The 22,149-nt window shown below is 55.2% G+C and carries 20 protein-coding genes; 5 read left to right on the top strand and 15 right to left on the bottom strand.

Annotated features, from left to right (window positions below):
- Positions 1-44: 44 nt before the first annotated feature.
- The 8 genes from copA to OGV77_RS04100 all read right to left on the bottom strand — a co-directional run bounded on the left by copA (position 45) and on the right by OGV77_RS04100 (position 9,960).
- Complete coding sequence (gene copA / locus OGV77_RS04135) at positions 45-2,546, bottom strand: copper-exporting P-type ATPase CopA (RefSeq protein ID WP_087051620.1); 2,502 nt, start codon at positions 2,544-2,546, stop codon at positions 45-47.
- A gap of 145 nt (positions 2,547-2,691) precedes the next feature.
- A complete protein-coding gene (locus OGV77_RS04130) occupies positions 2,692-3,462 on the bottom strand; it encodes a heme ABC transporter ATP-binding protein (RefSeq protein ID WP_047412979.1) in 771 nt (256 codons plus the stop codon).
- Positions 3,459-4,451, bottom strand: coding sequence for a FecCD family ABC transporter permease (locus OGV77_RS04125; RefSeq protein WP_043015435.1), 993 nt, complete (start codon positions 4,449-4,451; stop codon positions 3,459-3,461). The genes OGV77_RS04130 and OGV77_RS04125 overlap by 4 nt, the downstream gene beginning before the upstream one ends.
- A gap of 51 nt (positions 4,452-4,502) precedes the next feature.
- Positions 4,503-5,126 carry an anaerobilin reductase gene (gene chuY, locus OGV77_RS04120; RefSeq protein ID WP_286502619.1) on the bottom strand — a complete coding sequence of 208 codons (624 nt, stop codon included), beginning with the start codon at positions 5,124-5,126 and terminating at the stop codon, positions 4,503-4,505.
- A complete protein-coding gene (hutX, locus tag OGV77_RS04115; RefSeq protein ID WP_043015437.1) occupies positions 5,126-5,620 on the bottom strand; it encodes a heme utilization cystosolic carrier protein HutX in 495 nt (164 codons plus the stop codon). The genes chuY and hutX overlap by 1 nt, the downstream gene beginning before the upstream one ends.
- A gap of 12 nt (positions 5,621-5,632) precedes the next feature.
- Complete coding sequence (hutW, locus tag OGV77_RS04110; RefSeq protein ID WP_087051619.1) at positions 5,633-6,970, bottom strand: heme anaerobic degradation radical SAM methyltransferase ChuW/HutW; 1,338 nt, start codon at positions 6,968-6,970, stop codon at positions 5,633-5,635.
- 18 nt (positions 6,971-6,988) lie between these two features.
- Entirely contained in the window at positions 6,989-7,813 is an 825-nt protein-coding gene (locus OGV77_RS04105) for a heme/hemin ABC transporter substrate-binding protein (RefSeq protein ID WP_087051618.1), read from the bottom strand.
- Between the two features lie 2 nt (positions 7,814-7,815).
- A complete protein-coding gene (locus OGV77_RS04100) occupies positions 7,816-9,960 on the bottom strand; it encodes a TonB-dependent receptor plug domain-containing protein (RefSeq protein ID WP_043015440.1) in 2,145 nt (714 codons plus the stop codon).
- Between the two features lie 290 nt (positions 9,961-10,250).
- On the opposite strand from OGV77_RS04100, the gene cueR reads away from it, so the two are divergent.
- Positions 10,251-10,661 carry a Cu(I)-responsive transcriptional regulator gene (gene cueR, locus OGV77_RS04095; RefSeq protein ID WP_043017858.1) on the top strand — a complete coding sequence of 137 codons (411 nt, stop codon included), beginning with the start codon at positions 10,251-10,253 and terminating at the stop codon, positions 10,659-10,661.
- On the opposite strand, the gene OGV77_RS04090 is transcribed toward cueR, so the two are convergent.
- Genes OGV77_RS04090 through OGV77_RS04075 form a run of 4 tightly spaced genes read right to left on the bottom strand, consistent with a single transcriptional unit; the run spans position 10,658 to position 14,889 of the window.
- Positions 10,658-11,374 (bottom strand): DUF3142 domain-containing protein, encoded by a 717-nt coding sequence (locus OGV77_RS04090; RefSeq protein WP_087051617.1) that lies wholly within the window; start codon positions 11,372-11,374, stop codon positions 10,658-10,660. The genes cueR and OGV77_RS04090 overlap by 4 nt on opposite strands.
- On the bottom strand, positions 11,344-13,497 hold the full coding sequence (locus OGV77_RS04085; protein WP_286502618.1) for a PA5441 family protein: 2,154 nt from the start codon (positions 13,495-13,497) through the stop codon (positions 11,344-11,346). Before OGV77_RS04085 ends, OGV77_RS04090 begins: the two co-directional genes overlap by 31 nt.
- A gap of 19 nt (positions 13,498-13,516) precedes the next feature.
- Positions 13,517-13,975 (bottom strand): NfeD family protein, encoded by a 459-nt coding sequence (locus OGV77_RS04080; RefSeq protein WP_043015443.1) that lies wholly within the window; start codon positions 13,973-13,975, stop codon positions 13,517-13,519.
- Positions 13,972-14,889, bottom strand: a complete 918-nt coding sequence (locus tag OGV77_RS04075; RefSeq protein WP_003021835.1) for an SPFH domain-containing protein — start codon at positions 14,887-14,889, stop codon at positions 13,972-13,974. Before OGV77_RS04075 ends, OGV77_RS04080 begins: the two co-directional genes overlap by 4 nt.
- A 134-nt stretch (positions 14,890-15,023) precedes the next feature.
- Between OGV77_RS04075 and fetA the strand changes: the two genes are divergently transcribed.
- Positions 15,024-15,701, top strand: coding sequence for an iron efflux ABC transporter ATP-binding subunit FetA (gene fetA / locus OGV77_RS04070; RefSeq protein WP_043015444.1), 678 nt, complete (start codon positions 15,024-15,026; stop codon positions 15,699-15,701).
- A complete protein-coding gene (fetB, locus tag OGV77_RS04065) occupies positions 15,688-16,467 on the top strand; it encodes an iron efflux ABC transporter permease subunit FetB (protein WP_043015445.1) in 780 nt (259 codons plus the stop codon). The genes fetA and fetB overlap by 14 nt, the downstream gene beginning before the upstream one ends.
- 75 nt (positions 16,468-16,542) lie before the next feature.
- Here fetB and OGV77_RS04060 read toward each other — a convergent pair whose 3' ends face one another.
- The 3 genes from OGV77_RS04060 to tesA all read right to left on the bottom strand — a co-directional run bounded on the left by OGV77_RS04060 (position 16,543) and on the right by tesA (position 19,004).
- Positions 16,543-17,397, bottom strand: coding sequence for a co-chaperone YbbN (locus OGV77_RS04060; protein ID WP_286502616.1), 855 nt, complete (start codon positions 17,395-17,397; stop codon positions 16,543-16,545).
- Positions 17,398-17,455: 58 nt separating this feature from the next.
- Positions 17,456-18,226 (bottom strand): SDR family oxidoreductase, encoded by a 771-nt coding sequence (locus tag OGV77_RS04055; protein ID WP_087051615.1) that lies wholly within the window; start codon positions 18,224-18,226, stop codon positions 17,456-17,458.
- A gap of 163 nt (positions 18,227-18,389) precedes the next feature.
- A complete protein-coding gene (gene tesA / locus OGV77_RS04050) occupies positions 18,390-19,004 on the bottom strand; it encodes a multifunctional acyl-CoA thioesterase I/protease I/lysophospholipase L1 (RefSeq protein WP_043015448.1) in 615 nt (204 codons plus the stop codon).
- On the opposite strand from tesA, the gene ybbA reads away from it, so the two are divergent.
- A complete protein-coding gene (ybbA, locus tag OGV77_RS04045; protein ID WP_043015449.1) occupies positions 18,975-19,661 on the top strand; it encodes a putative ABC transporter ATP-binding protein YbbA in 687 nt (228 codons plus the stop codon). The two genes, tesA and ybbA, sit on opposite strands and share 30 nt — an antisense overlap.
- A complete protein-coding gene (ybbP, locus tag OGV77_RS04040) occupies positions 19,658-22,072 on the top strand; it encodes a putative ABC transporter permease subunit YbbP (RefSeq protein WP_087051614.1) in 2,415 nt (804 codons plus the stop codon). Before ybbA ends, ybbP begins: the two co-directional genes overlap by 4 nt.
- The last annotated feature ends 77 nt before the right edge of the window (positions 22,073-22,149 follow it).

Raw genomic sequence — 22,149 nt, 5'->3', positions numbered from 1 at the left:
TAACATTGTAGGTCGGATAAGCGTGAGCGCCATTCGGCAATGGGTTACTCTTTCGGTTTGAAGCGCAGCAGTCGGTTAGCGTTGCTCACCACGGTAATGGAGGAGAGCGCCATCGCCGCCCCGGCAACGACCGGGTTGAGCAGCGTTCCGGTGAACGGCCACAGGATCCCAGCGGCAACCGGAATACCGATGCTGTTATAGATAAACGCGCCGAGCAGATTCTGCTTCATATTACGCAGCGTTGCCCGGGAGATAGACAGCGCATCCGCCACGCCCATCAGACTATGGCGCATTAGCGTAATCGCGGCGGTTTCAATCGCCACATCGCTACCGCCACCCATGGCAATCCCTACATCAGCCTGAGCCAGCGCAGGCGCATCGTTGATCCCGTCACCCACCATGGCAACCTGACGCCCCTGGCTTTGCAGACGCTTAATCGCCTCGGCTTTACCGTCCGGCAGGACGCCCGCAATCACCTCATCAATACCCGCCTCTTTGGCAATGGCGTTGGCGGTCGTTGGGTTGTCGCCGGTGAGCATCACCAGACGATACCCGGCGCGATGCAGACGCTGGAGCGCTGCCACGCTGTCGCTACGTAATGGATCACGTACCGCTAACAGAGCCGCCGCGTGACCATCAATCGCCAACAGGACCGGGGTTGAACCCTGGGAAGCCTGAGCGGTAATATCAGCTTCCATTTCAGTGGTATCTACCTGCTGTTCATTGAGCAACGCCTGGTTGCCCAGCAGCAACGTATGACCTTCCGTCTCACCGCTGACGCCTAACCCACGCAGCGTACGGAAACCGTTGACCTGCGGCAGCGAGATATCACCGGCTCTGTCCAGAATCGCCCTGGCCAGCGGGTGGCTGGAACCCTGTTCAAGGGCTGCAGCCAGACGAATTGCCAGCGCTTCATCGGTGTTGCCAAACGTTTTGATGGCGACAACCTGCGGCTTGCCTTCCGTCAGCGTCCCGGTCTTATCAAACACGATGGTATCCAGCGTGCTGGCGCGCTGCAGCGCATCAGCATCACGTACCAGCACCCCAAACTCCGCGGCACGCCCAACGCCGGAAATAATCGACATCGGCGTTGCCAGACCCAGCGCACAAGGACAGGCAATAATCAGAACGGTGGTGGCAATCACCAGCGTATAAACAATCTGCGGAGCCGGCCCAAAGAAATACCAGATAGCCGCACTGATCAGCGCAATGGCGACCACGACCGGAACGAACACCGAGGAGATACGGTCGGCCAGTTTGCCTATTTCCGGTTTGCTGCTTTGCGCCTGGCGCACCATACGAATAATGCGTGACAGCGTGGTGTGGCTGCCAACGGCGCTGGCGCGGAACAGCACGCTGCCGTCCTGTACGACCGTACCGGCGTGGACGCTATCGCCTTCGCCTTTTTGTTGCGGAATCGGCTCACCGGTCAGCATGGCTTCATCCAGCCAGGCTTCGCCCTGAGTGATTTCGCCATCAACCGGAACGCGATCGCCGGTGGTCAGGCGCAGCAACATTCCCGCCTGAACATCTGCCAGCGGCACGTTCTTTTCACCTTCGTCGGTAACAACACGCGCGGTCGGCGGCGTCAGATCGAGCAATTTTTCCAGTGCTTTGGACGAGCGCTGGCGAGCCCGCGCTTCCAGCATGTGCCCGAGGTTAATCAGACCAATAATCATCGCACTGGCTTCATAATAGAGGTGTCGCGCTTCCATCGGGAACCATTGCGGCCAGAGGTTGACGCTCATGGAATAGAGCCATGCCACCCCCGTACCCAGCGCCACCAGCGTATCCATGGTCGCGGTGCCGTTCATCAGGCTTTTCCACGCATTGCGGTAAAAGTGACCGCCCGCGAAAACCATCACGGCAAGCGTTGCTAGACCAATCGCCAGCCACAGGCTGCGGTTGTCGTCACTCACCATCATGTTATCGCCAATCATTCCCCATACCATGACAGGGATACCCAGCAGCAGCGCGACGGCCGCCTGCCAGCGAAAACGTTTCATGGTTGCCACGGCGGTTTCTTGCTGACGTTCGCGACGCTTAGCATCATCTTCAATGGCTTCTGCGCCGTAACCTGCTTTCTCCACCGCTTTCACTAATTGGTCGGCGGACGCACTGCCCATTACCAGCGCAGTACGTTCCGCCAGATTTACCCGTGCCTGTGTGACACCCGGTACGTTTTGCAGAGCATCTTGTACGCGGATAACACAGCTGGCGCAGCTCATGCCGTTTAACAGCAACTGCTGGCTGTCATCATCAGCCGTAGCTGCCGGAAGCTCGGGAGGGACCGCTGCCAGTGCTTCCGACGGGATTGATGACTCCGTCAGCGGTTTAGCCTTTGGGTGGCTTAACTCCGCGCCGTAACCGGCTTGTTTGATGGTTTCAATCAGCGCTTCTGCACTGGCGCTCCCGGTGATGTGCGCTTCAGTCACGGTGACATCCGCTTGTTCAACATCCGGACGTTGTTCCAGACTTTCTTTGACGCGTTTAACGCAGTGACCGCAGGACAGTCCGTCCAGGGTCAGGTCGATGGTTTGAGACATAACACACTCCTTTATTACGGGATTAACTGACTGTGATAAAGGTTAAACCTTCCAGCAAGGGGAAGGTCAAGGGCGTTTTAAAAAAAGATGAAAAAGCAGGAAAAGGAGAAAAACGGGAACGTCAGGTCAGGACGTTCCCAGTCTGTTATTGATTGAGAACGATAAGCGGCGTTCGATGCTCCGGTTCATTCATCACTGTGAGATCGGCGCCGTACAGCGCATTTAGCGATGGTTGCAGCAGAACATCCTGTGGGCGACCGTTATCAACTATCCTGCCGCGTTCCATCAATACCACGCGGTCAGCATAGCGCGCTGCAAGATTGAGATCGTGCAGGACGCAGCAGACGCTGAACTGTCGTTCACCTACCAGGCGACGCAGTAGACGAAAAAGATGCTGTTGGTGGTGAATATCCAGGGCAGAGGTGGGTTCATCGAGAAACAACCATTTTGGTCTGGGCTCGGGCTCCCAAAGCTGAACCAGCAGGCGCGCCAGTTGTACCCGTTGTTGTTCTCCTCCCGACAGATGCCGGTAATCGCGCGCGGCCAGCGCCTGGCAGTCGCACAGCGTCATGATGTGCTCCGTTTCATCGCCCGTGTTGCGCGTCCGATACGGATGCCTGCCCATGCGGATGACCTCCTGCACGCTAAACGGGAAGGCCATATGACTGTTCTGGCGCATCACAGCACGGGTTTTTGCCAGCTCGGTGATTGACCACTCGTTCAGCGGCTTGCCAAACAAGCTGCAACGTCCGCTATGGGGCTGCAGATAGCCCGTAAGCTGGCGGAGTAGCGTCGATTTTCCTGCCCCATTCGGGCCAAGAATCGCGATGATTTCTCCATCAGGTAGCGTCAGGGAAACGTCATCGGTCAGTCGTCTGCCCTGAATGTGGTAGACCAGATTTTCAGCGACGATCATGACACCCTCCGGCTACGCAGTATTAACCACAGGAAATACGGTCCACCGATCAGGCTGGTTAACAGGCCAACGGGCATTTCGGCAGGCTGAACAAGAGTGCGGGCCAGCGTGTCGGCAATCAGAAGTAAACAGGCGCCGGCCAGCGTAGAGCAGGGAATCAACCAGCGATGATCGGCGCCGGTAGTCATTCTGATCAGATGTGGGATCACCAGGCCAATAAAGCCAATCACGCCGCTGACGGAAACGGCAGCGCCAACCAGGAGCGAGCTGAGCAACAGTAACTGCTGGCGCTTACGTTTGACGTTTACGCCGAGGTAATGCGCCTCTTCATCACCCAATTGCAGCAAATTAAGCGTTCCTGCCATACAGACGGTGACAGCAATGGCTGGAAGAACAAACGTGCTGGCAACCAGCAGCGTCGGCCATTGGGCCTGGCCGAGATTCCCCATCATCCACAGCGTAAGTTGACGTAGCTGCTGTTCGTCACCCACATAGCTCAGCACGCCAATAGCCGAACCGCACAGAGCATTGATAGCGATACCGGCTAACAGCAGTTGCATCATTCCGCCGTGGTTATGACGCTGGCTTATCAGAAAAATAATCGTGCAGACCACCATGCTGCCCGCGACGGCAAAAATCATCTGCTCATACAACACCAGCACCACGGGGAATGAAAAGGGGATAACTATCGCGATGCCGACCATCAGCGCGGAGCCGCTGCTGACGCCAAGCAGGCCGGGATCGGCCATTGGATTGCGAAAAAGCCCCTGCATAATGACCCCTGCCGTAGCCAGCGCAGCACCGACCAAAACGGCCAGCAGCACGCGGGGCAGGCGGATGTTCAACCAGATATCACGGTATTCGTCGTTGAACAGGGCGTTGAAGCTAATATTCAACGCCCCCTGACTGGCACCGAACAGCATCAGAGCGACCAGCAAGAGAGAAAGGCCCGTCAGAATGCTGACGGAAGAAAGCGAGTCCTTAAGCACGCAACGCTCCATAACGTCTTTGCGGCGCGAAGTTTCCGCGCCGCGAGGGGTTTACGCGGGTTTTAGTCCCGGCTCAACCAAACTGTAAATCTGGTTATTGAGTGCCGGCGCCGTGGCCAGTTCGTGAATGTGCCTGGCAACATCTGCGCGCATCACAAAGCCATGACACTCTTCGGCCTGTAATCGTTGCGCCAGGCCTGTGGCTTCACCGTTCAGCAAACCGCCGGGGCGGAGAATGGCGTAGTCCAGTGGACTGGTTTGTAGCCAGCTTTCAGCCAACGATTTTTCCCGTACAGCCTGGCCAAATGCGGCCCTGGCGCGTGGGGACAAAAAGGCCCAACTGCCGCCACAGCCCAGGGAGGTGACCAGAATCATGCGTTTGATCTCAGCTTTTTCTGCTTCATCAATGACGGTTCTGTGCGCCAGATAATCCTGGGCACCGCCCATGGAGGAGATCACTGTGGCATGCTGACCCGCTGCGCGACAGGCGCAGGCGGTGACCTGGCTGTCGCAGGCATCGCCAATAAAGACCTGCACACCTTTTTCCTGCAGCCCGGCAGCGACCTGGGGATTGCGAACGACGGCAATCACCGGACGATGCTCCGCCAGCGCGAGTTCCAGCGTTTTCGCGCCGACGCCGCGACCACCTGCACCAAAAATGAGCCATGGAGCCATCAGGCATGTTCCTTTAAAGATGAAGACAACGCGTGAAAGGCGCTGACCTGTTCGGCCAGTAGCTGTCGATGCTCATCGCGACCGAGGAAAATTTTGAACATAGCGCTACCCGCCTGGTTGAAGAAGAGAATGGACGCAGTGTCCATTCCCATAAATTTGCGTTCAATCAGGGCAATATGCGTGCAGTTTTCTGCCTTGATATGACCGGTCATGCCTTTTTTGCCGCGCAGGTTGAAGTAACCGTGGCGGTGGAACCCGGAAGGTAATTCACCGGTGAATTCCAGAATGACATCAGCAGTATGGACCAGGGTGGTGACTTTGCCCCATTCGCAGACGTTTTCCCAGACGGTATCAAATTGACTGCCGGAAACCAGCGTCGGGGAAGGGAGGTTTTTCACCACCTCCAGCAATGTAGTGTTGTACTGGGCGGCGATAGCTTCCAGCGTACCGTCCGGCTCAGTTTTCAAAAAATCCTGTAAAGAGACATGGCTCATAATTCACTCCTTTTATGGTTGCTCTACCGCAATGCGCGGCGCGTTAAGTGCCTGAATCAGTTCATCAAGAGACTGCAAAATATTGCTCGCCCAAAAACGCCCTTCATTGGTCAGGCGTACACAGGTGCTGGCATCTCGCGTCAGTCCTGCGTGATGCCATTGGGTCAGTAGCGGGGCCAGTTTTTGTGCATGAGGTGTCAGCTCATCCAGCGGAACGCGGGCCGTCTCAATACCGGCCTGGAGAGTGTGTCGCCACTGGAAACCACGCTCGGCGGTGCGCATCATCATCATTAGCGGTTTTTTTCCGGCGGCGATAGATTCATGCCATGTATTCAGGTTGCGCTCGACCATCCAGGAATAGCCATTGACTGATCCTCCTGCCCCAGAGCCGAATGCCAGACAGTCTGCACCCTGTTTAATCAGCAGGTTGTACAGATTGCGTTCCCGTGTGGTGCGCGCCCAGTGGCTGTTGCTGATGCAGCGCCAGCCCGCGCTGTCCATGAAATCGCAGCCCTGAAGATAGAGATCGCGGCGTTCGGCGGGAGAGGGAACGGTTGTGCGCCCGGTTTCAACCGCTTTGCCTAGCGGTGTATTAGGGATCAGATTCAGCGCATAAAGATCTACGCCGTCGAGGCCGATGTCGCGGGCAATCGCCAGATCCTCGCCCCACAGTTTTGCGTCTTGTCCTGGCAGACCAAACAGCAGATCGCACACCACGGCGGCACGATCCCGTTTTACCAGTCCTTGCATAAAGGCTGTCGCGGTCGGGCCGTCCGAAGTACGCGCCATTTTCTTGCGGATTCGGCTGTTAAAAGACTGAATACCGATCGAAAATCGATTGGCGCCAGCGTCAAGGCAGGCATCGATTCGCGCATTGTCAAAATTGAGCACCCGTCCCTCAATGGTGATTTCGCAGTCCGGCGCCAGCGGCAGCTTGTCACGCAGCGCGGTGATGATTCTGGCCAGATCCTGTGCAGACAGCGCAGAAGGCGTACCGCCGCCAAAATAGACGGCGTGAATGGGGGCCGACTGATGTAATGCGCTATCAGCTTCCATCTCTATTTCGCGCAACAGCGCGTTGGTGTAGCGGGTGCAGTTGTCTTCTTCAAACCGGTTTTGATAAAAACCGCAGAAAGTACAATGCGTTGCACAAAAAGGGATATGCAAGTACACCAGCCGTTTACGCGGCGGGGTTGACTGGCTGATGACCTCCTGCCAGGTTTGTGACAATAGCTCTTTGGCAACCGGGATCGCCCCACGCCAGGGCATAGTGGCGCGGCGATCCTTAAATGGCTGACGTCCCTCGAGCGCAAAATGCGCGGTGAGATCCAGCGAGTGTTCAGTTTTCATTCTTCTTAATAAATCCAGTTAGTGAGGCCAGAATTGCTGGTGCAGGGCTTCAACCGCATCGGCGACGCGAGGCCCCATCCCCAGAATCAGCGCCTGGTCTACCGCCACAATGCGCTGGTTTTTCCAGGCTGCAGTATGGGTAATACCGGCAATCGCGCTCAGGCGATCCAGACCGCCATCCACCATTTGCGACGTCACCACGATCACCTCCGGGTTGGCGGCGATCAGTGATTCCGCGCTGTAGCTTTTATACTGCTCATGGGTGGCGACATTTTGTGCGCCGGCGAGGGTCATAATGGCATCGGCAACGCTGCCTTTTCCGGCGACCTGCGGCGCGCTGCCGCCAGCGGAGAGAATGAACATGGCTTTGACCGGCACGTTTTTCGCCGCCACGCTGTGCTGAACACGCTCCAGACGTTGCTGCAGGCGATTGACTAACGCCTCGCCTTGCTCAGGAATGTGCAGTGTTGTAGCCAGTTCTCGAATGTTGGCGTACATCTGTTCGACGGTGGCCGGCACGCGTGGCAACGTCACGACGTTAACCTTTTGCGCTCGCAGCTGATCCAAGACGATTTGGGGACCAGCGTCCTGCCAGGTGATAAAGCTGTCCGGATGTAGCGATAAAATGCCCTCGCTGCTTAACTGCTTCCAGTAGCCGATATGCGGGAGTGCGGCAGTTTCAGGCGGATACGAGGTGGTTTCATCAACGCCGACCACCCGGTTGCCGACGCCCATGGCGTATATCAGTTCGCTAAGCGAGCCGCCCGCCACCACCAGGCGGTCGGCGGACTGGGCATTGAAAACGCAGGCGAGGCTCAGTAAGCCAATCATGAGTTTTTTCATTGTCAGAAATTCCACGCAAAGCCAACGGCGGCATTGAAACCAGCGTCTGGAATAGATTCATGCGCGGTTCTGTAACGCTTGTCGGTCAAGTTGTTGAGCGCGAGGTTGACCTGATACTGATCCTGCGGACCGAACTCGGTGTTAAATGCGAGGTTAAGTGTGGCCCAGCCTGGGTAGTTGATTTCCGTGGTGCCGGTATTATCTTTGGCGCTGGACGCCGCGCGGATAAAGACATCGGACGTCAGATTAGCGACGTTCATCAACCAGGTATGTTTCAAGCCGACGCGGCCGGTCAGCGTGGGTTCGCCGGTATCCCAGGTTTTAAGGGTATTGCCTTCGTACTGACGGCGAATGAGATTACCGCTCAGGTAAGGTGAAACCGCCCAGCCGTTGTATTCTGCGGTGAGTTCCATGCCCCAGGTTTTGGCCCGATCGATGTTGTCGTAGTAGTAATAGCCGCCCCGTGAAGAGGTGGTATTACTGTTGCATACGGGTTGACCTGAACAGGCCAGGCTGGCGATATAGTCTTTGGCTTCGGAGTAATAAATGGCGCCGTCAATCAGCCACATATTCCCTTTATACCGTGCGCCCAGCTCATAGTTATTCGAGTGTTCCGCCTTCAGGTTTGGGTTGCCGTAGGTCACGCTGCCGCCTGCGGACGTCTGCATAAATAGCTGAGTCAGCGTGGGGAAGACATAGCCCTGGGCATATGCAGCCCGGAGTTCAAGATCTTTAAAACCGGAATAGCGTAGGCTGGTTGAGGTCACCAGTTCATCATCGTGAACGGAATTTCCTCCGGTGGATTGCCAGGTGCTGCCGCTGCTTTGCAGGGTTTGCGTATCGTTGCGATTGAGCTTCGAAGACAGCCAGTACTGGCGTGCGCCCACGGTCCACGTCCAGTCATCGGCAAAGCGCCAGTCGTTTTGCGCGAACAATGAGGTGTTGCTTTGCTCCGCTTCGTTGTATGACAGGGTACGGGTTTGCGTATCGAAGAAGCCGGTAGCTGCGGTCTGGCGCGTACTGCCGTCCGCGTCCTGTTTTATTTTGTCATGCTGATATTGAGTGCCAATCACCAGCTCGTTGTTAGCGGGAAGGGTGAAATTGCCCTGCAGCGTTACCCCCTGGGTATACTGTTTGTCGTTGGTATTGGTTTGATTGTTTATCGTCAGCGCTTTAATCGCCGGGCTGGGGATTATCTGGGTCGTTTTGACCCGGTTTTCAAATTTGCGCTCTATTGTCTGGCTGTATGCGTCAAGATGGATTTTCTTCAGGTAATCCCCGTCAGCCGCATAGTCGTAGAAAAGACCGATTTTCTCGCGTTCCAGCTTAGGTATTTTGACGCTAAAGTCGTCGAACTGGCCCTCTGGATCGTCAAACCAGGTTTGAGTAGACAGTTTGTAACGATCGAGGGAAAGTCCGATTTTGTGGCGATCGAAGTTGTAGCCAAGCCACATGCCCTGGCCGTTATTACGGAAATTGGTGTCGGGCAATCTTCCATCAGGCGTATCGCGGTCCCCCTGGTCGGAATAGCTGCCATTGATGCGGTAGTCAAAGTTTCCGATGCTGCCCCAGGCCGCAGCTGATTCTTCCCATCCTGCCGTTGCGGAGTTATAGACGGCCTTAACGCTGCCGCCGAGAGGCTTATCGCCGCCTTTTTTGGTAATAAAGTTTACGACGCCGCCAATCGCCTGCGAACCATAGAGGACAGAGTAAGGGCCTTTGACCACTTCAATCCGTTCCAGCGCGGATTCGTCAATCAGCAAACCGGCCCCGTAGTTTTGCCCGGCGCGCTGGTAGCTGACGACCTGGCCGTCTATCAAAATCAGCACCCGCGAAGAGGCTTCGCCACGAATACGGATTTGTTTCCGGCCAGCGAGGGCGTTATCGGTGACTTCAACGCCGGGAATATCTTGTAAATCATCAGCAATAGAAACGCTGGTGGAGTTTTGCAGCGTCTGGCGATCGATAACCTGAATGGTTGCCGGGCTATCCCAGAGACTACTTTCAGAGCGGTTAGCCGTGACGATCACCGTATCATCGCCGGGCGTTGAAGCGTGTGTTGTAGAGGTAGCTGCAGAAACAGCGCCGGACATGCATAATGTCAGGGCTGAAAGAATAAATGGCCTTTGGTTAATCCGTGGCAACATAAGGGAACCTTTATTGAATGTAAATGATCATCATTATCATTCGCGTTTATATATAAAATTGTTTCCCTTTGTTCAATATGAAAGATGTAGAATCAATGCATCTTTTGATTTGAGTCAATTTTGTGCGGTCAACAAATACTGAAATGTGATCTGTGTCGCGTATAACAATGTGAATCAAAAGGATTTATTCATTTCTTTATTGGCTGAAAATGTGCAGGTCACTCGGGTAAATGATTACGGCAATCTGGGCTATAATGTGGCTCAGCACCAACAAGCACCGCGGGGGAAAAGTGAATATTAGCGATGTTGCGAAAAAAACCGGTTTAACCAGCAAAGCCATTCGCTTTTATGAAGAGAAAGGACTGGTGACGCCGCCGCTGCGTAGTGACAATGGCTATCGCACTTACAACCAACAGCATCTGAATGAACTGACGTTGCTGCGTCAGGCGCGCCAGGTTGGTTTTAACCTGGAAGAGTGCGGCGAGCTGGTAAACTTATTTAACGATCCGGCGCGTCATAGCGCGGATGTGAAAAAGCGTACGTTAGAAAAAGTGGCGGACATTGAGCGGCATATCAGTGAGCTGCAGGCCATGCGCTTGCATTTGCTGGCGCTGGCGGACAGTTGCCCGGGCGATGACAGCGCCGAATGTCCAATCATGGATAATCTCTCCGGCTGCTGCCATCACCAGGCGAAGGCTTAACGGCGAGAAGGATTAAGCATAAACACCACCGTACCGCGATACCACGGGGATTTCTCAAGCTGCGCTTCAGCCTGAGGGTCCCTGCTACCGTTTTGTACCAGTCCCAGCTTAAACGGAATGCGCAGGCGAGCGAGCGCAGGCAGATACGCCTGATAATTTGTTACCGTGTGACGGCCCTGATAGCTCTGCACCACCAGTTCATCGACCGCCAGCGCGTTCAACGTGGCGACGTCGCCCGTTTTTGCCCAATCCAGTAATCCGGTTACGCCAAGTGCAAATTCGGTGGGTAACCTCTGGCGCAACTGCTGTAGAAAGTGCGCGTAGTCGGCAAGCTGATGGGTCGCCGCGTCAAAATCAACCTGCAGGCCGACAACGTGATTCCCGGCGGCCTGCCAGCGTTGCATCAACCGTATGATACGCGCCGGGATTTCCTCCGATACGTCGAGCGTGGTAAAGCGTACGGTCAGCCAGATTGACGGAAAAGACAGATGGCTGACCGGCAGTCCGAGACGCTGGAAAACCACATTACCCGAACGAACCAGCACCTCGCCCTGATGCAGATAGACCGTTTGCGCGTTTTTCAGCTCGTCACTGGCCTTCACTCCGGACCACAGCCAGAAGGCGGGATGCTCACGGGCGGCGACGATATCCGCCGCCTGTGCCTGGCCCAGCAGCAGTGCGGTTACCAGTAGTATTTGAGTTTTTGCGCCCACGGGCTTCCCGGATACTGCGTTTTCAGTTGGGTGAACCAGCCCTTACGCTGCAGTTTATCCACTTCCTCGCCGCCGCACTCGTTAGCGCCTGAAGGCGCATAGCACATGATGGCGCGATACAACGCGAAGCTCTTATCTTCGACTTCAGCGGTGGGCGAGGTGATTACCTGCTGATAGTAGCTTTGTCTGTCGAACTGGCCGAAGGGTTTCTTGCGCGAGATTGCTGATTCAAGCACGTCATTGCCAGCGCTGTTTTTCCACAGATCAACATGCGTTTGCGTGGTGCGGAAGAATTCGCCTAAGCAGTTCAATGCGTGGGCATCATCCGCTTTTTTGCTCAATACCGTTACCGTTTCATTGAGGCTGCGACACGTATAGCCCGCCTGCGCCGCGTCGCCATTCCAGTCGAATATGCTCAGGTTAACGTCAGCAAATGCTTCGCCAATGACCGGAGGCGTAATCGCGCTGGCCAGTTTTTTGTCATTCAGCCAGTCGCCAAAGCGATCCTCAGTAAGATCCCGCACCAGCAGCGTATGCAGGGCGATGGTACGCTCTTCGTTATTCGGACCGTGGACGGCCTGCTGACGCAGCAGTTCAGGCGTGGCCTGTGTTTTTAGCACCTGCGAGCGAAAGCGCAGGTTGGTCACGGTACTTTCTGGGGCAAAAACTGCCTCCACGTCGCCGCTATAAACCAGCGTCGCAGCGAGCTTAGCCTGCACATACTGCTGCTGTTCGTTGTCCTGACTAAGTTTTAACAACTGCTGCCAGAAATCACGCGCCGCGCTCCAATTCTTCTGGCCCATCAGCGCTTCGCCGTACAGCACCTGTTCGCTGAAGGCGAGAGTATCGTGAGCGGCAAGTTTCTGCGCTGGCGTAACTGCCTGAATAATTGCCGCGTAGTTGCCCGTTGCCTGCCACAGATTCAGTTGCAGATCGCGCCATAGCGGCAATTTTTGGCTCTGTTCAAACACCGGCTTGCTGGCGTCGAGTTGTTCCTGGGTTAATGTCAGTTTGTAATCACTATTCAAACGCAGCGCGCGCAGCAGTTCGATATAGCTGACCAGCGGCGCGTCGGGGAAGGCCTCCACCACAGGTCCTTCAAAGAATTGCATACCGAATACATTATCGTATTCGATAACGATTTCACGCAGTTGCTGTGCGTCAGCCGACTGCTGGAGCGTCTGCTCATACAACCCGGCCAACTGCGGCCACGCCTGTAAATACCAGTTTATGCGACGCAACATACCGCGGGTGGAATTGGCGTAGAGCCCTTCCGGCCAGCGTTGCAAATAGTTCTGCGCCTCTTTTTGCGCCTGAGCGGCGTCTTTAAGTTTGATATTGTCGATATTAAATTCGCCGTACTGCCCGTCGCTAAACTTACTGCTTTTGTTCAGTGCTGTGCGCATCAACATGTATTGCGCGGTTTCCATCAGCCAGGGGGAACCGTTGTGCAACACGATGGTAAAGTCTTGCTCGGCCCCTTCGTAATTTTGATCGTAAAAATGCGCGGCACCGGTCAGATACGTTTTGTACAGAAGTGAAGTCGAATCAGCCGGAAGTGCAGCAAGGGACTCGGCGATCTGTTCTTTGGTCGCGCGCCCCCATAAATCCAGGCGCGCTTGCGCAAGTAATCGGCGCTGGTCGATATTTAATGTCTCGTCCGTCATCAGAGCAGCGATAAACTCGCTTACGCTCTGGCGATTATTCGAAACATAACGGTTTTCCAGGTCGGCATCATAGCCGTTTTGTTTGGCAAATAGCGGAGGTTCGATTTCCAGAACAGCCAGTTGCTGACTCAGAGTGGTATCTTCGCTTTGCACCGACGCTGTTGCTGGCTGCGGGACAGCCTCATCCCATTGTGGGTGATACGCAAAATAGAAATCGCGGGAGCGGGTGATATCCGCTGGCATCGACTGCACCGGCAGAACAAATGATTTTTCCTGACTCAGCAGCCGCAGCAGGTTGTCGCGGCTGTCGTTTTCAGGGTTAAAGGTCGGCGTGCCTTTCAGCAGGCAGCTGTCGTCGCTCCATTTACAGTCTTCCATATCGAAAGAGGCGAGTGCCTGCGGGGCGGCGGTCAGTAATGTGCAAAGGGCAAAGGCAAGGGGTGTCTTCCTGACCATAGTCTTATTTCCTGTCTTTTTAGTGTGATACCGCTTTAATAATCAGGGTAATTCCCTCAACGGCAATGACTTCAACCTGCGTTCCTGCGCTCAAATCGTCGCGGGCGCTTACGGGCCAGGAGCTGTCGCCGACGCGCATATGTCCGCGGCCATTGACCAGAGCGGTTTCCAGAATAAATCGACGGCCAACCAGCTGCTGTCCGCGCTGGTTCAGATGGCTGTCGGCGGGTTTCTGCTCCTGAACGCGCCTTGCCAGCCACTTCCACCACAGCCAGGCCGCCAGCAGGGTGAGGGCGGCGAACATCGCCCCCTGCCACGCCCAGTCAAGCGGGACGAGCCATACCACCAGGCCAGTAATTACCGCCGCCACGCCGCTCCACAGCAGATAGCCGTTACCGCCCAGCATCTCGGCGGCGAGGAGCAAACCGCCGAGGCTGAGCCAGAAGATGTGCGGATGCACCAGAATCATCGCTATCATGATTTTTTCCGCTCGCTGGCGCTGTCCTTAACCAGTTCGGCGATCCCGGCAATGGAGCCCATCAGGCTGCTGGCGTCCAGCGGCATCATCACCACTTTGCTGTTATTTGACGAACCGATATGTTGCAGCGCTTCGGTGTATTTCTGCGCCACGAAGTAGTTCACGGCCTGAATATCCCCGGCGGCAATGGCCTCAGAAACCATCTGCGTTGCACGGGCTTCTGCTTCTGCGGAACGTTCACGCGCTTCAGCCTGTAAAAACGCGGACTGACGTTCACCTTCCGCTTTGAGGATTTTCGACTGCTTCTCACCTTCGGCCTTGACGATTTCCGCCTGACGGATCCCTTCTGCTTCAAGAATGTAGGCGCGTTTTGTTCGTTCGGCTTTCATCTGTGCGTTCATGGCGTCGATAAGCTCAGCCGGAGGACGGACGTCGCGGATCTCAATACGGGTGATTTTGATGCCCCAGGGATTGGTGGCCTCATCAACGATGTGCAGCAGGCGCGTGTTGATGTTGTCGCGTTGGGAGAGCATTTCATCGAGTTCCATCGAGCCGAGAACGGTACGAATGTTGGTCATGGTCAGGTTGATGATCGCCAGTTCCAGGTTGCTGACTTCATAAGCCGCTTTCGGCGCGTCGATCACCTGAATAAAGCACACGGCATCAATCGCGACGTTGGCGTTATCTTTGGAGATGACTTCCTGAGAGGGGATATCAAGCACCTGTTCCATCATGTTGATCTTACGACCAATGCGGTCCATGAACGGTACAACAAGGCTTAAACCCGGCTGCAGGGTTTTGGTGTAACGGCCAAAACGCTCTACCGTCCACTGGTATCCCTGCGGGACAATTTTGACGCCTGCGCCGACGATGACCAGCGCGACAAAAATAAGAATAGGAATAAAAATGAGCATTGATGAAACCTCCTGTTGTGCTGTCCTTTACTGCCTCATTAGTCAAATTATACCCGATTTATCAAGGTGGGCTCCCCTATAATAAATTACAGAGATAGACTATCTGCACGAAAGAGGTAAAAAAGGGATTGGTAATGGAAGAAAGCAGCATTCTGCTTCAGTTAAAAAATGTCGCATGGCAGGCAGGGGCGACGCAGGTTCTCAATAACATCTGTTTTGATCTCCGCGCCGGAGAATTTAAGTTGATTACCGGCCAGTCCGGGTGCGGTAAAAGTACGTTACTCAAGATAGTCGCGTCGTTAATAAGTCCGAGTTCCGGTGAAATCCTTTTTGAGGGTAAGGAGATAAATACCCTCAAGCCGGAAGCGTATCGTCAGCAGGTCTCTTATTGCGCGCAAACGCCCGCTTTGTTTAGTGATACCGTCTACGACAACCTCATTTTCCCGTGGCAAATTCGCGATAAACGCCCGGAACCGGATGTGTTTCTGGAAGATCTGGCCCGATTTGAGTTACCTGAGGCAATCCTCAAAAAAAATATCAATGAGCTGTCCGGCGGCGAAAAGCAGCGCGTCTCGTTAATTCGTAATTTGCAGTTTCTGCCGAAAATCCTGCTGCTTGATGAAATCACCAGCGCGCTGGATGAAGCCAACAAGCGTAATGTGAACGAATTAATTCACCACTATGTTCGCGATAAGAATATTGCTGTGCTGTGGGTGACGCATGACAAAGATGAAATTGATCATGCGGATAACGTCATAACCCTTCAACCGCACGCCGGTGAAATGCAGGAAGTAAGCAATGAACGAGCATAATATTACCAATGAATCCCTGGCATTAGCGATGATGCTGGTGGTGGTCGCAATACTGATCAGCAACAAAGAAAAGCTGGCGCTGGAAAAAGATATTCTCTGGAGCGTGTGCCGGGCGGTGGTTCAGCTTATTATCGTTGGCTACGTGCTGAAATATATTTTCGGCGTCAACCACAGCATTCTGACCTTATTGATGGTGCTGTTTATTTGCTTTAACGCGGCCTATAACGCGCAAAAGCGCAGTAAATTTATTGATAAGGCTTTTCTCTCGTCGTTTATCGCCATTACGGCGGGGGCGGGGTTAACGCTGGCGGTGCTGGTTTTGTCAGGCTCTATCGAGTTCACGCCGATGCAGGTTATCCCTATTTCCGGCATGATTGCAGGCAACGCGATGGTTGCGGTAGGGCTGTGTTACAACAATCTGGGGCAGCGGTTTAACAGCGAACAGCAGCAAATTCAGGAAAAACTCAGCCTCGGCGCGACGCCGAAAGTGGCCTCCGCGCCGCTGATTCGCGACAGCATTCGTGCCTCGCTGATCCCGACTATCGATTCAGCGAAGACCGTGGGGCTGGTGAGTTTACCGGGGATGATGTCCGGATTGATTTTTGCAGGTATTGATCCGGTAAAAGCGATTAAGTATCAGATTATGGTAACGTTTATGCTGCTTTCGACGGCCAGCCTGTCGACCATTATTGCCTGCTACCTGACCTATCGGAAGTTCTATAATTCACGTCACCAATTAGTTGTAACGCATTTGAAGAAGACGTGATCTGATGCCGGGAGCGGTATTTGTCGAATTTCCAGGCCCGATAAGCGCAAGCGCCATCGGGCAAAATCAAACGGATTAGTACAGCAGCGCGTACAGCTGGCGGCGGTACTTCGAGGCCAGCGCATCGCCCGTACCCAGTGCGGCAAGGATCTCCTGGAAAGTTTTACGCGCCTGGCCGTCGGCTGCAGTAAGATCTTTCTTCAGGTGGCTAAACAGCAACTCCAGCGATTCTTCGTTGCGTCCGACCTGGTGTAACTGAATGGCCAGTTGAGTTGCCAGCGCTGCATCCTGCGGATTGCTGGCGACCTGCTGCTGCAACTGTTGGATTTCCGGCGTATCAGCCGCCTGCTTCAGCAATTCGATCTGTGCCACCAGCCCCTGATAACGGGTGTCCTGATCCTGCAACGGAATGGTTTTCAGCACCGCTTCGGCTTCGTCAGAACGGTTCAGGGCGATTTGCGTTTCCGCCAGCAGCAGACCAATTTCGCTGCTCTGGTTGGAGATCTGCCAGGCTTCTTTCAGCAGCGGCAGCGCATCAGCGTGATTACCCGCTTCGATAAATTCGATAGCCTGGCGCGCTTTCAGCTCTTCTTCGCTCGGCAACACTTTTTCCAGCAGCGCACGAATAACCTCTTCCGGCTGCGGGCCCTGGAATCCATCTACCGGCTGACCGTTCTGGAACAGATAAACCGTGGGGATCGCGCGCAGACCAAACTGGGAGGCGATCATCTGTTCAGCGTCACAGTCGAGCTTAGCGAGTATAAACTGGCCGTTGTACTGGGCAGCAAGACTCTCCAGTACCGGTGTTAACTGCAGACAATGCTGGCTGCGCTCAGACCAAAAATAGAACAGGACCGGCGTGGTCATCGACTGTTCAAGGGTCTGCTGTAGGTTCGATTCGTTAATGTTAAGAATATTCTGTGTGGACATGGAGTTACTCTCTTTTGTCGATTTCTTGTTACATGGGGGCTGACGCGCCTGCTTCAACTCAACCCTGTAAAATTTTGTCCATTATGCGGCCTGGCAACAGGCGTTTAAGCAGCATCACTGCCCAGGTCACCAGCGTAACTGGATAACGTAGCTTCGGTTTATCGCTCTCAAACGCATGACGCACTTTGGCGACAACCGCTTCTGGTCCCAGCGTAAAACGCGCGGCAATGCCGGGATTTTCCACGGGAGCATCGCTTTGGGTCTGGTTGACGTTTTCAGTAAAGCGGGTGCGGATAGGGCCGGGCTCAATCAGGCTGACCTTAATCCCGCTGTGGCGTAGCTCCATACGCAGCGCGTCGGACCAGGCTTCCAGCGCATATTTACTGGCGGCATAGGCCCCGCGTCCCGGTGTGGAGATCAATCCCATTACCGAGGAGGTCATCACGATGCGTCCTTCGCCGTGAGGTTGCATGGCGGGCAACAAACGCATGGTAAGCTGATGTGCGCCAAAGAAGTTGGCGGAAAACTGCTGCTCCATCTGCTCACGGCTAATCGTGGGCAGTGGGCCGTAGACGCCGTATCCGGCGTTGTTAAAGATCCCATATAAACGATTATCGGTCAGGGCGATCACCTCATCGGCGGCGCGATCCACGCTTTCGGGTGAATCCAGATCCAGCAATACGCCGGTGAATCCCATGCTGTTCATACGCGCGACATCGTCAGGTTTGCGGCAGCCAGCCAGAATTTGAAAACCCTGGCGCTTTAGCTCAAGCGCGCTTTCCAGGCCGATTCCGCTGGAACATCCTGTTATTAAGACCGATTTTTGCATAACTTTACCTGTCAGGATCTCCGTTGTTTTACGAGTCGTGATTTACTATATCCGTCATACTTCAAGTTGTCTGTGCGTTGGCTACGCTCGCTCACCCCAGTCACATAGTTATCTATGCTCCTGGGAACTCTCTCACTTGCCGCCTTCATACAACTCGAATTATTTAGGATAGAAAAGGAGTGAGATGTTGCGCCATCCAGTCGGCGATAAACGGCTGGGCGTCACGGTTAGGATGAATACCATCATCCTGCATCCACTGGGGTTTCAGATAAACCTCTTCCATGAAAAAGGGCAGCAGAGGAATATCAAACTCTTTGGCGAGCTTTGGATAAATCGCGCTAAAGGTTTCATTATAACGGCGACCGTAGTTTGCTGGCAGACGAATTTGCATTAACAGTGGTTCGGCATTTGCCGCTTTCACGTCCTGCAGAATAGTACGCAGGGTTTGTTCGGTTTGCGCAGGGGCAAAACCGCGCAGGCCGTCGTTGCCGCCAAGTTCTACCAGCACCCAGCGCGGCTGATGCTGCTTGAGTAATGCAGGCAGACGGGCCAGACCCTGCTGCGAGGTGTCGCCGCTAATGCTGGCATTTACCACCGGCGTTTTTGTTTGCCATTTATCATTAAGTAGCGCAGGCCACGCGGCGCTGGCGGACATACGGTATCCGGCGCTCAGGCTGTCACCCAGAATTAATAACGTGTCCGCAGCGGCGGCGCGGAAAGTTAACAGGACCAGGAACAGGAAAGGCCAATGCCAGCGGAAAACATTGTTGAAGTTCATCATCTTAAGAAATCCGTCGGTCAGGGTGATCATGAGCTATCCATCCTTACCGGAGTTGAACTGGTTGTCAAACGCGCCGAGACCATTGCGCTGATTGGCGAGTCGGGATCGGGGAAATCCACGCTGCTGGCGATCCTCGCCGGGCTGGACGATGGCACCAGCGGTGAAGTCAGCCTCGTGGGGCAGGCGCTGCACGCCATGGACGAAGAAGCCCGGGCGCAACTGAGAGCCAGACACGTGGGCTTTGTCTTCCAGTCGTTCATGTTAATTCCGACCCTCAACGCGCTGGAAAACGTCGAATTGCCTGCGCTGTTGCGCGGCGAAAACAGCGGAAAAAGTCGCGATGGGGCAAAAACACTGCTGGAGCAATTGGGACTGGGAAAACGTCTTGATCATCTTCCGGCTCAACTTTCCGGCGGGGAGCAGCAGCGTGTGGCGCTGGCGCGGGCCTTTAACGGTCGCCCTGACGTGCTGTTCGCCGATGAACCAACGGGCAATCTGGACCGCCAGACCGGAGAGAAAATCGCCGACCTGCTGTTTTCTTTGAACCGGGAACACGGCACCACCCTGATACTGGTGACCCATGACCCGCAACTGGCGGCGCGTTGCGATCGGCGTTTACGCCTGGTGAACGGACAGTTGCAGGAGGAGGCATGATTGCACGCTGGTTTTGGCGCGAATGGCGCTCGCCTTCATTACTGATTGTCTGGCTGGCGCTGAGCCTGGCGGTAGCCTGCGTGCTGGCGCTGGGCAATATCAGCGATCGTATGGAAAAAGGGCTAAGCCAGCAAAGTCGTGAGTTTATGGCGGGAGATCGGTCGCTGCAAAGTTCGCGCACCGTGCCGAAAGCGTGGATTGACGAGGCGCGACAGCGTGGCCTGAAGGTGGGCGAACAACTGACCTTTGCCACCATGACCTTTGCCCAGGATACGCCGCAACTGGCGAACGTCAAAGCGGTGGATGAAGTGTATCCGATGTACGGCACATTGCAGACCAATCCGCCGGGGCTGAAACCACAGCCAGGCTCGGTGCTGCTGGCCCCGCGTCTGATGGCGCTGCTCAACTTAAAAATCGGTGATTCCATCGACGTTGGCGATGCCACGCTGCGCATCGCCGGGGAAGTAGTACAGGAGCCGGACTCAGGTTTTAATCCGTTCCAGATAGCGCCGCGCCTGATGATGAACATGGCGGATGTCGAAAAAACGGCGGCAGTCCAGCCGGGAAGCCGCGTGACCTGGCGCTATAAATTTGGCGGGACGCCGTCCCAACTGGAAGCCTATGAAAAATGGCTGCTGCCGCAGTTAAAGCCGGAACAGCGCTGGTACGGGCTGGAGCAGGATGAAGGCGCGCTGGGGAAATCACTGGAGCGTTCGCAACAGTTCCTGCTGCTCTCGGCGCTATTAACGCTACTGCTGGCGGTGGCCGCGGTTGCCGTGGCGATGAGCCATTATTGCCGCAGCCGTTACGATCTGGTGGCGATTCTGAAAACCCTCGGTGCGGGCAGAGCGCAACTGCGCAGGCTGATTGTTGGTCAGTGGCTGATGGTGCTGGTGCTGTCTGGCGTGACCGGTGGGTTGTTCGGGCTGTTATTTGAGCGCGTGCTGGTCGTGCTGCTCAAACCGGTTCTGCCCGGCGAACTACCGCCTGCCAGCCCCTGGCCGTGGCTATGGGCATTAGGTACCATGACGGTTATTTCGCTGCTGGTGGGGTTACGCCCTTACCGTTTGCTGCTGGCGACGCAGCCGCTGCGGGTGCTGCGCCGTGACGTGGTAGCAAACGTATGGCCGCTGAAGTTTTATTTGCCGGTGGTATTGTTAGTTGTGATTGCACTGCTGGCCGGACTGATGGGCGGAAGCCCGCTGCTGTGGGCGGTGCTGGCTGGCGCGGTAGTGCTGGCGTTGTTGTGCGGGGTACTTGGCTGGATGCTGCTCAACGTGCTGCGCGGTCTGACGCTCACCTCGCTGCCGCTGCGTTTGGCGGTCAGTCGACTGTTGCGCCAGCCGTGGTCAACGCTCAGTCAGCTGTCGGCCTTTTCACTTTCCTTTATGCTGCTTGCGCTGCTGCTGGTGCTGCGCGGCGATCTGCTCGACCGCTGGCAGCAGCAAATGCCGCCGGAAAGCCCGAACTATTTTCTGATCAATATTGCCACCGAGCAGGTGGTTCCGCTGAAGGCTTTCCTGTCTGAGCATCAGGTGATCCCGGAATCGTTCTATCCGATTGTGCGGGCGCGTCTGAAGGCGATCAATGAGAAGCCAACCGAAGGCAACCAGGATGAGGCGCTGAACCGCGAGCTTAACCTGACCTGGCAGGATACCCGACCGGATCATAACCCGATAACCGCCGGAAGCTGGCCGCCAAAAGCGGGCGAAGTGTCGATGGAAGAGGGGCTGGCGAAACGGCTGAACGTCAGGCTTGGCGATCGGGTGACCTTTATGGGCGATACTCAGGATTTCAGCGCCAAAGTCAGCAGTCTGCGCAAAGTAGACTGGGAAAGCCTGCGACCTAATTTCTTCTTTATCTTCCCCTCCGGCGCGCTGGACGCTCAGCCGCAAAGCTGGTTAACCAGCTTTCGCTGGGAGAATGGCAACGGCATGCTGACGCAGCTTAACCGTGAATTTCCGACCATCAGCCTGCTGGATATTGGCGCCATCCTCAAACAGGTGGGCCAGGTGCTGGAGCAGGTAAGTAGAGCGCTGGAGGTGATGGTGGTGCTGGTTACCGCCTGCGGCATGTTGCTGCTATTAGCGCAGGTCCAGGTCGGTATGCGCCAGCGTCATCAGGAACTGGTGGTCTGGCGCACGTTGGGAGCAGGCAAGAAATTGCTGCGTACCACGCTGTGGTGCGAGTTCGCCATGCTCGGGATGGTAGCCGGATTGGTGGCAGCCATCGGTGCGGAAACCGCATTGGCGGTGCTGCAAACCAAAGTGTTTGATTTCCCGTGGGAGCCAGACTGGCGACTGTGGGTCGTGTTGCCACTTTGTGGGGCATTGCTGCTTTCTTTATGCGGCGGGTGGCTCGGTTCACGTCTGCTAAAAGGCAAAGCGCTGTTCCGTCAGTTCAGTAGTTGATTCATATCCGTGATGATTACGCACCGGTTTTTTTAATCGGTGCTTTTTTTTATCTATGTAGCACAAATTGACAACTC

Source organism: Citrobacter sp. Ce129, from assembly GCF_030334545.1.
GTDB classification, from domain to species: domain Bacteria; phylum Pseudomonadota; class Gammaproteobacteria; order Enterobacterales; family Enterobacteriaceae; genus Citrobacter; species Citrobacter europaeus.
This window is presented reverse-complemented; position numbering and strand designations above follow the sequence as displayed.

Bases quoted from the DNA above. Each gene is read 5' to 3' on its own strand.
- copA (WP_087051620.1), bottom strand. From the start codon at position 2,546: ATGTCTCAAACCATCGACCTGACCCTGGACGGACTGTCCTGCGGTCAC.
- OGV77_RS04130 (WP_047412979.1), bottom strand. From the start codon at position 3,462: ATGATCGTCGCTGAAAATCTGGTCTACCACATTCAGGGCAGACGACTG.
- chuY (WP_286502619.1), bottom strand. From the start codon at position 5,126: ATGGCTCCATGGCTCATTTTTGGTGCAGGTGGTCGCGGCGTCGGCGCG.
- hutX (WP_043015437.1), bottom strand. From the start codon at position 5,620: ATGAGCCATGTCTCTTTACAGGATTTTTTGAAAACTGAGCCGGACGGT.
- hutW (WP_087051619.1), bottom strand. From the start codon at position 6,970: ATGAAAACTGAACACTCGCTGGATCTCACCGCGCATTTTGCGCTCGAG.
- OGV77_RS04105 (WP_087051618.1), bottom strand. From the start codon at position 7,813: ATGAAAAAACTCATGATTGGCTTACTGAGCCTCGCCTGCGTTTTCAAT.
- OGV77_RS04100 (WP_043015440.1), bottom strand. From the start codon at position 9,960: ATGTTGCCACGGATTAACCAAAGGCCATTTATTCTTTCAGCCCTGACA.
- OGV77_RS04085 (WP_286502618.1), bottom strand. From the start codon at position 13,497: ATGGTCAGGAAGACACCCCTTGCCTTTGCCCTTTGCACATTACTGACC.
- OGV77_RS04080 (WP_043015443.1), bottom strand. From the start codon at position 13,975: ATGATAGCGATGATTCTGGTGCATCCGCACATCTTCTGGCTCAGCCTC.
- OGV77_RS04075 (WP_003021835.1), bottom strand. From the start codon at position 14,889: ATGCTCATTTTTATTCCTATTCTTATTTTTGTCGCGCTGGTCATCGTC.
- fetA (WP_043015444.1), top strand. From the start codon at position 15,024: ATGGAAGAAAGCAGCATTCTGCTTCAGTTAAAAAATGTCGCATGGCAG.
- fetB (WP_043015445.1), top strand. From the start codon at position 15,688: ATGAACGAGCATAATATTACCAATGAATCCCTGGCATTAGCGATGATG.
- OGV77_RS04060 (WP_286502616.1), bottom strand. From the start codon at position 17,397: ATGTCCACACAGAATATTCTTAACATTAACGAATCGAACCTACAGCAG.
- OGV77_RS04055 (WP_087051615.1), bottom strand. From the start codon at position 18,226: ATGCAAAAATCGGTCTTAATAACAGGATGTTCCAGCGGAATCGGCCTG.
- ybbA (WP_043015449.1), top strand. From the start codon at position 18,975: ATGCCAGCGGAAAACATTGTTGAAGTTCATCATCTTAAGAAATCCGTC.
- tesA (WP_043015448.1), bottom strand. From the start codon at position 19,004: ATGAACTTCAACAATGTTTTCCGCTGGCATTGGCCTTTCCTGTTCCTG.
- ybbP (WP_087051614.1), top strand. From the start codon at position 19,658: ATGATTGCACGCTGGTTTTGGCGCGAATGGCGCTCGCCTTCATTACTG.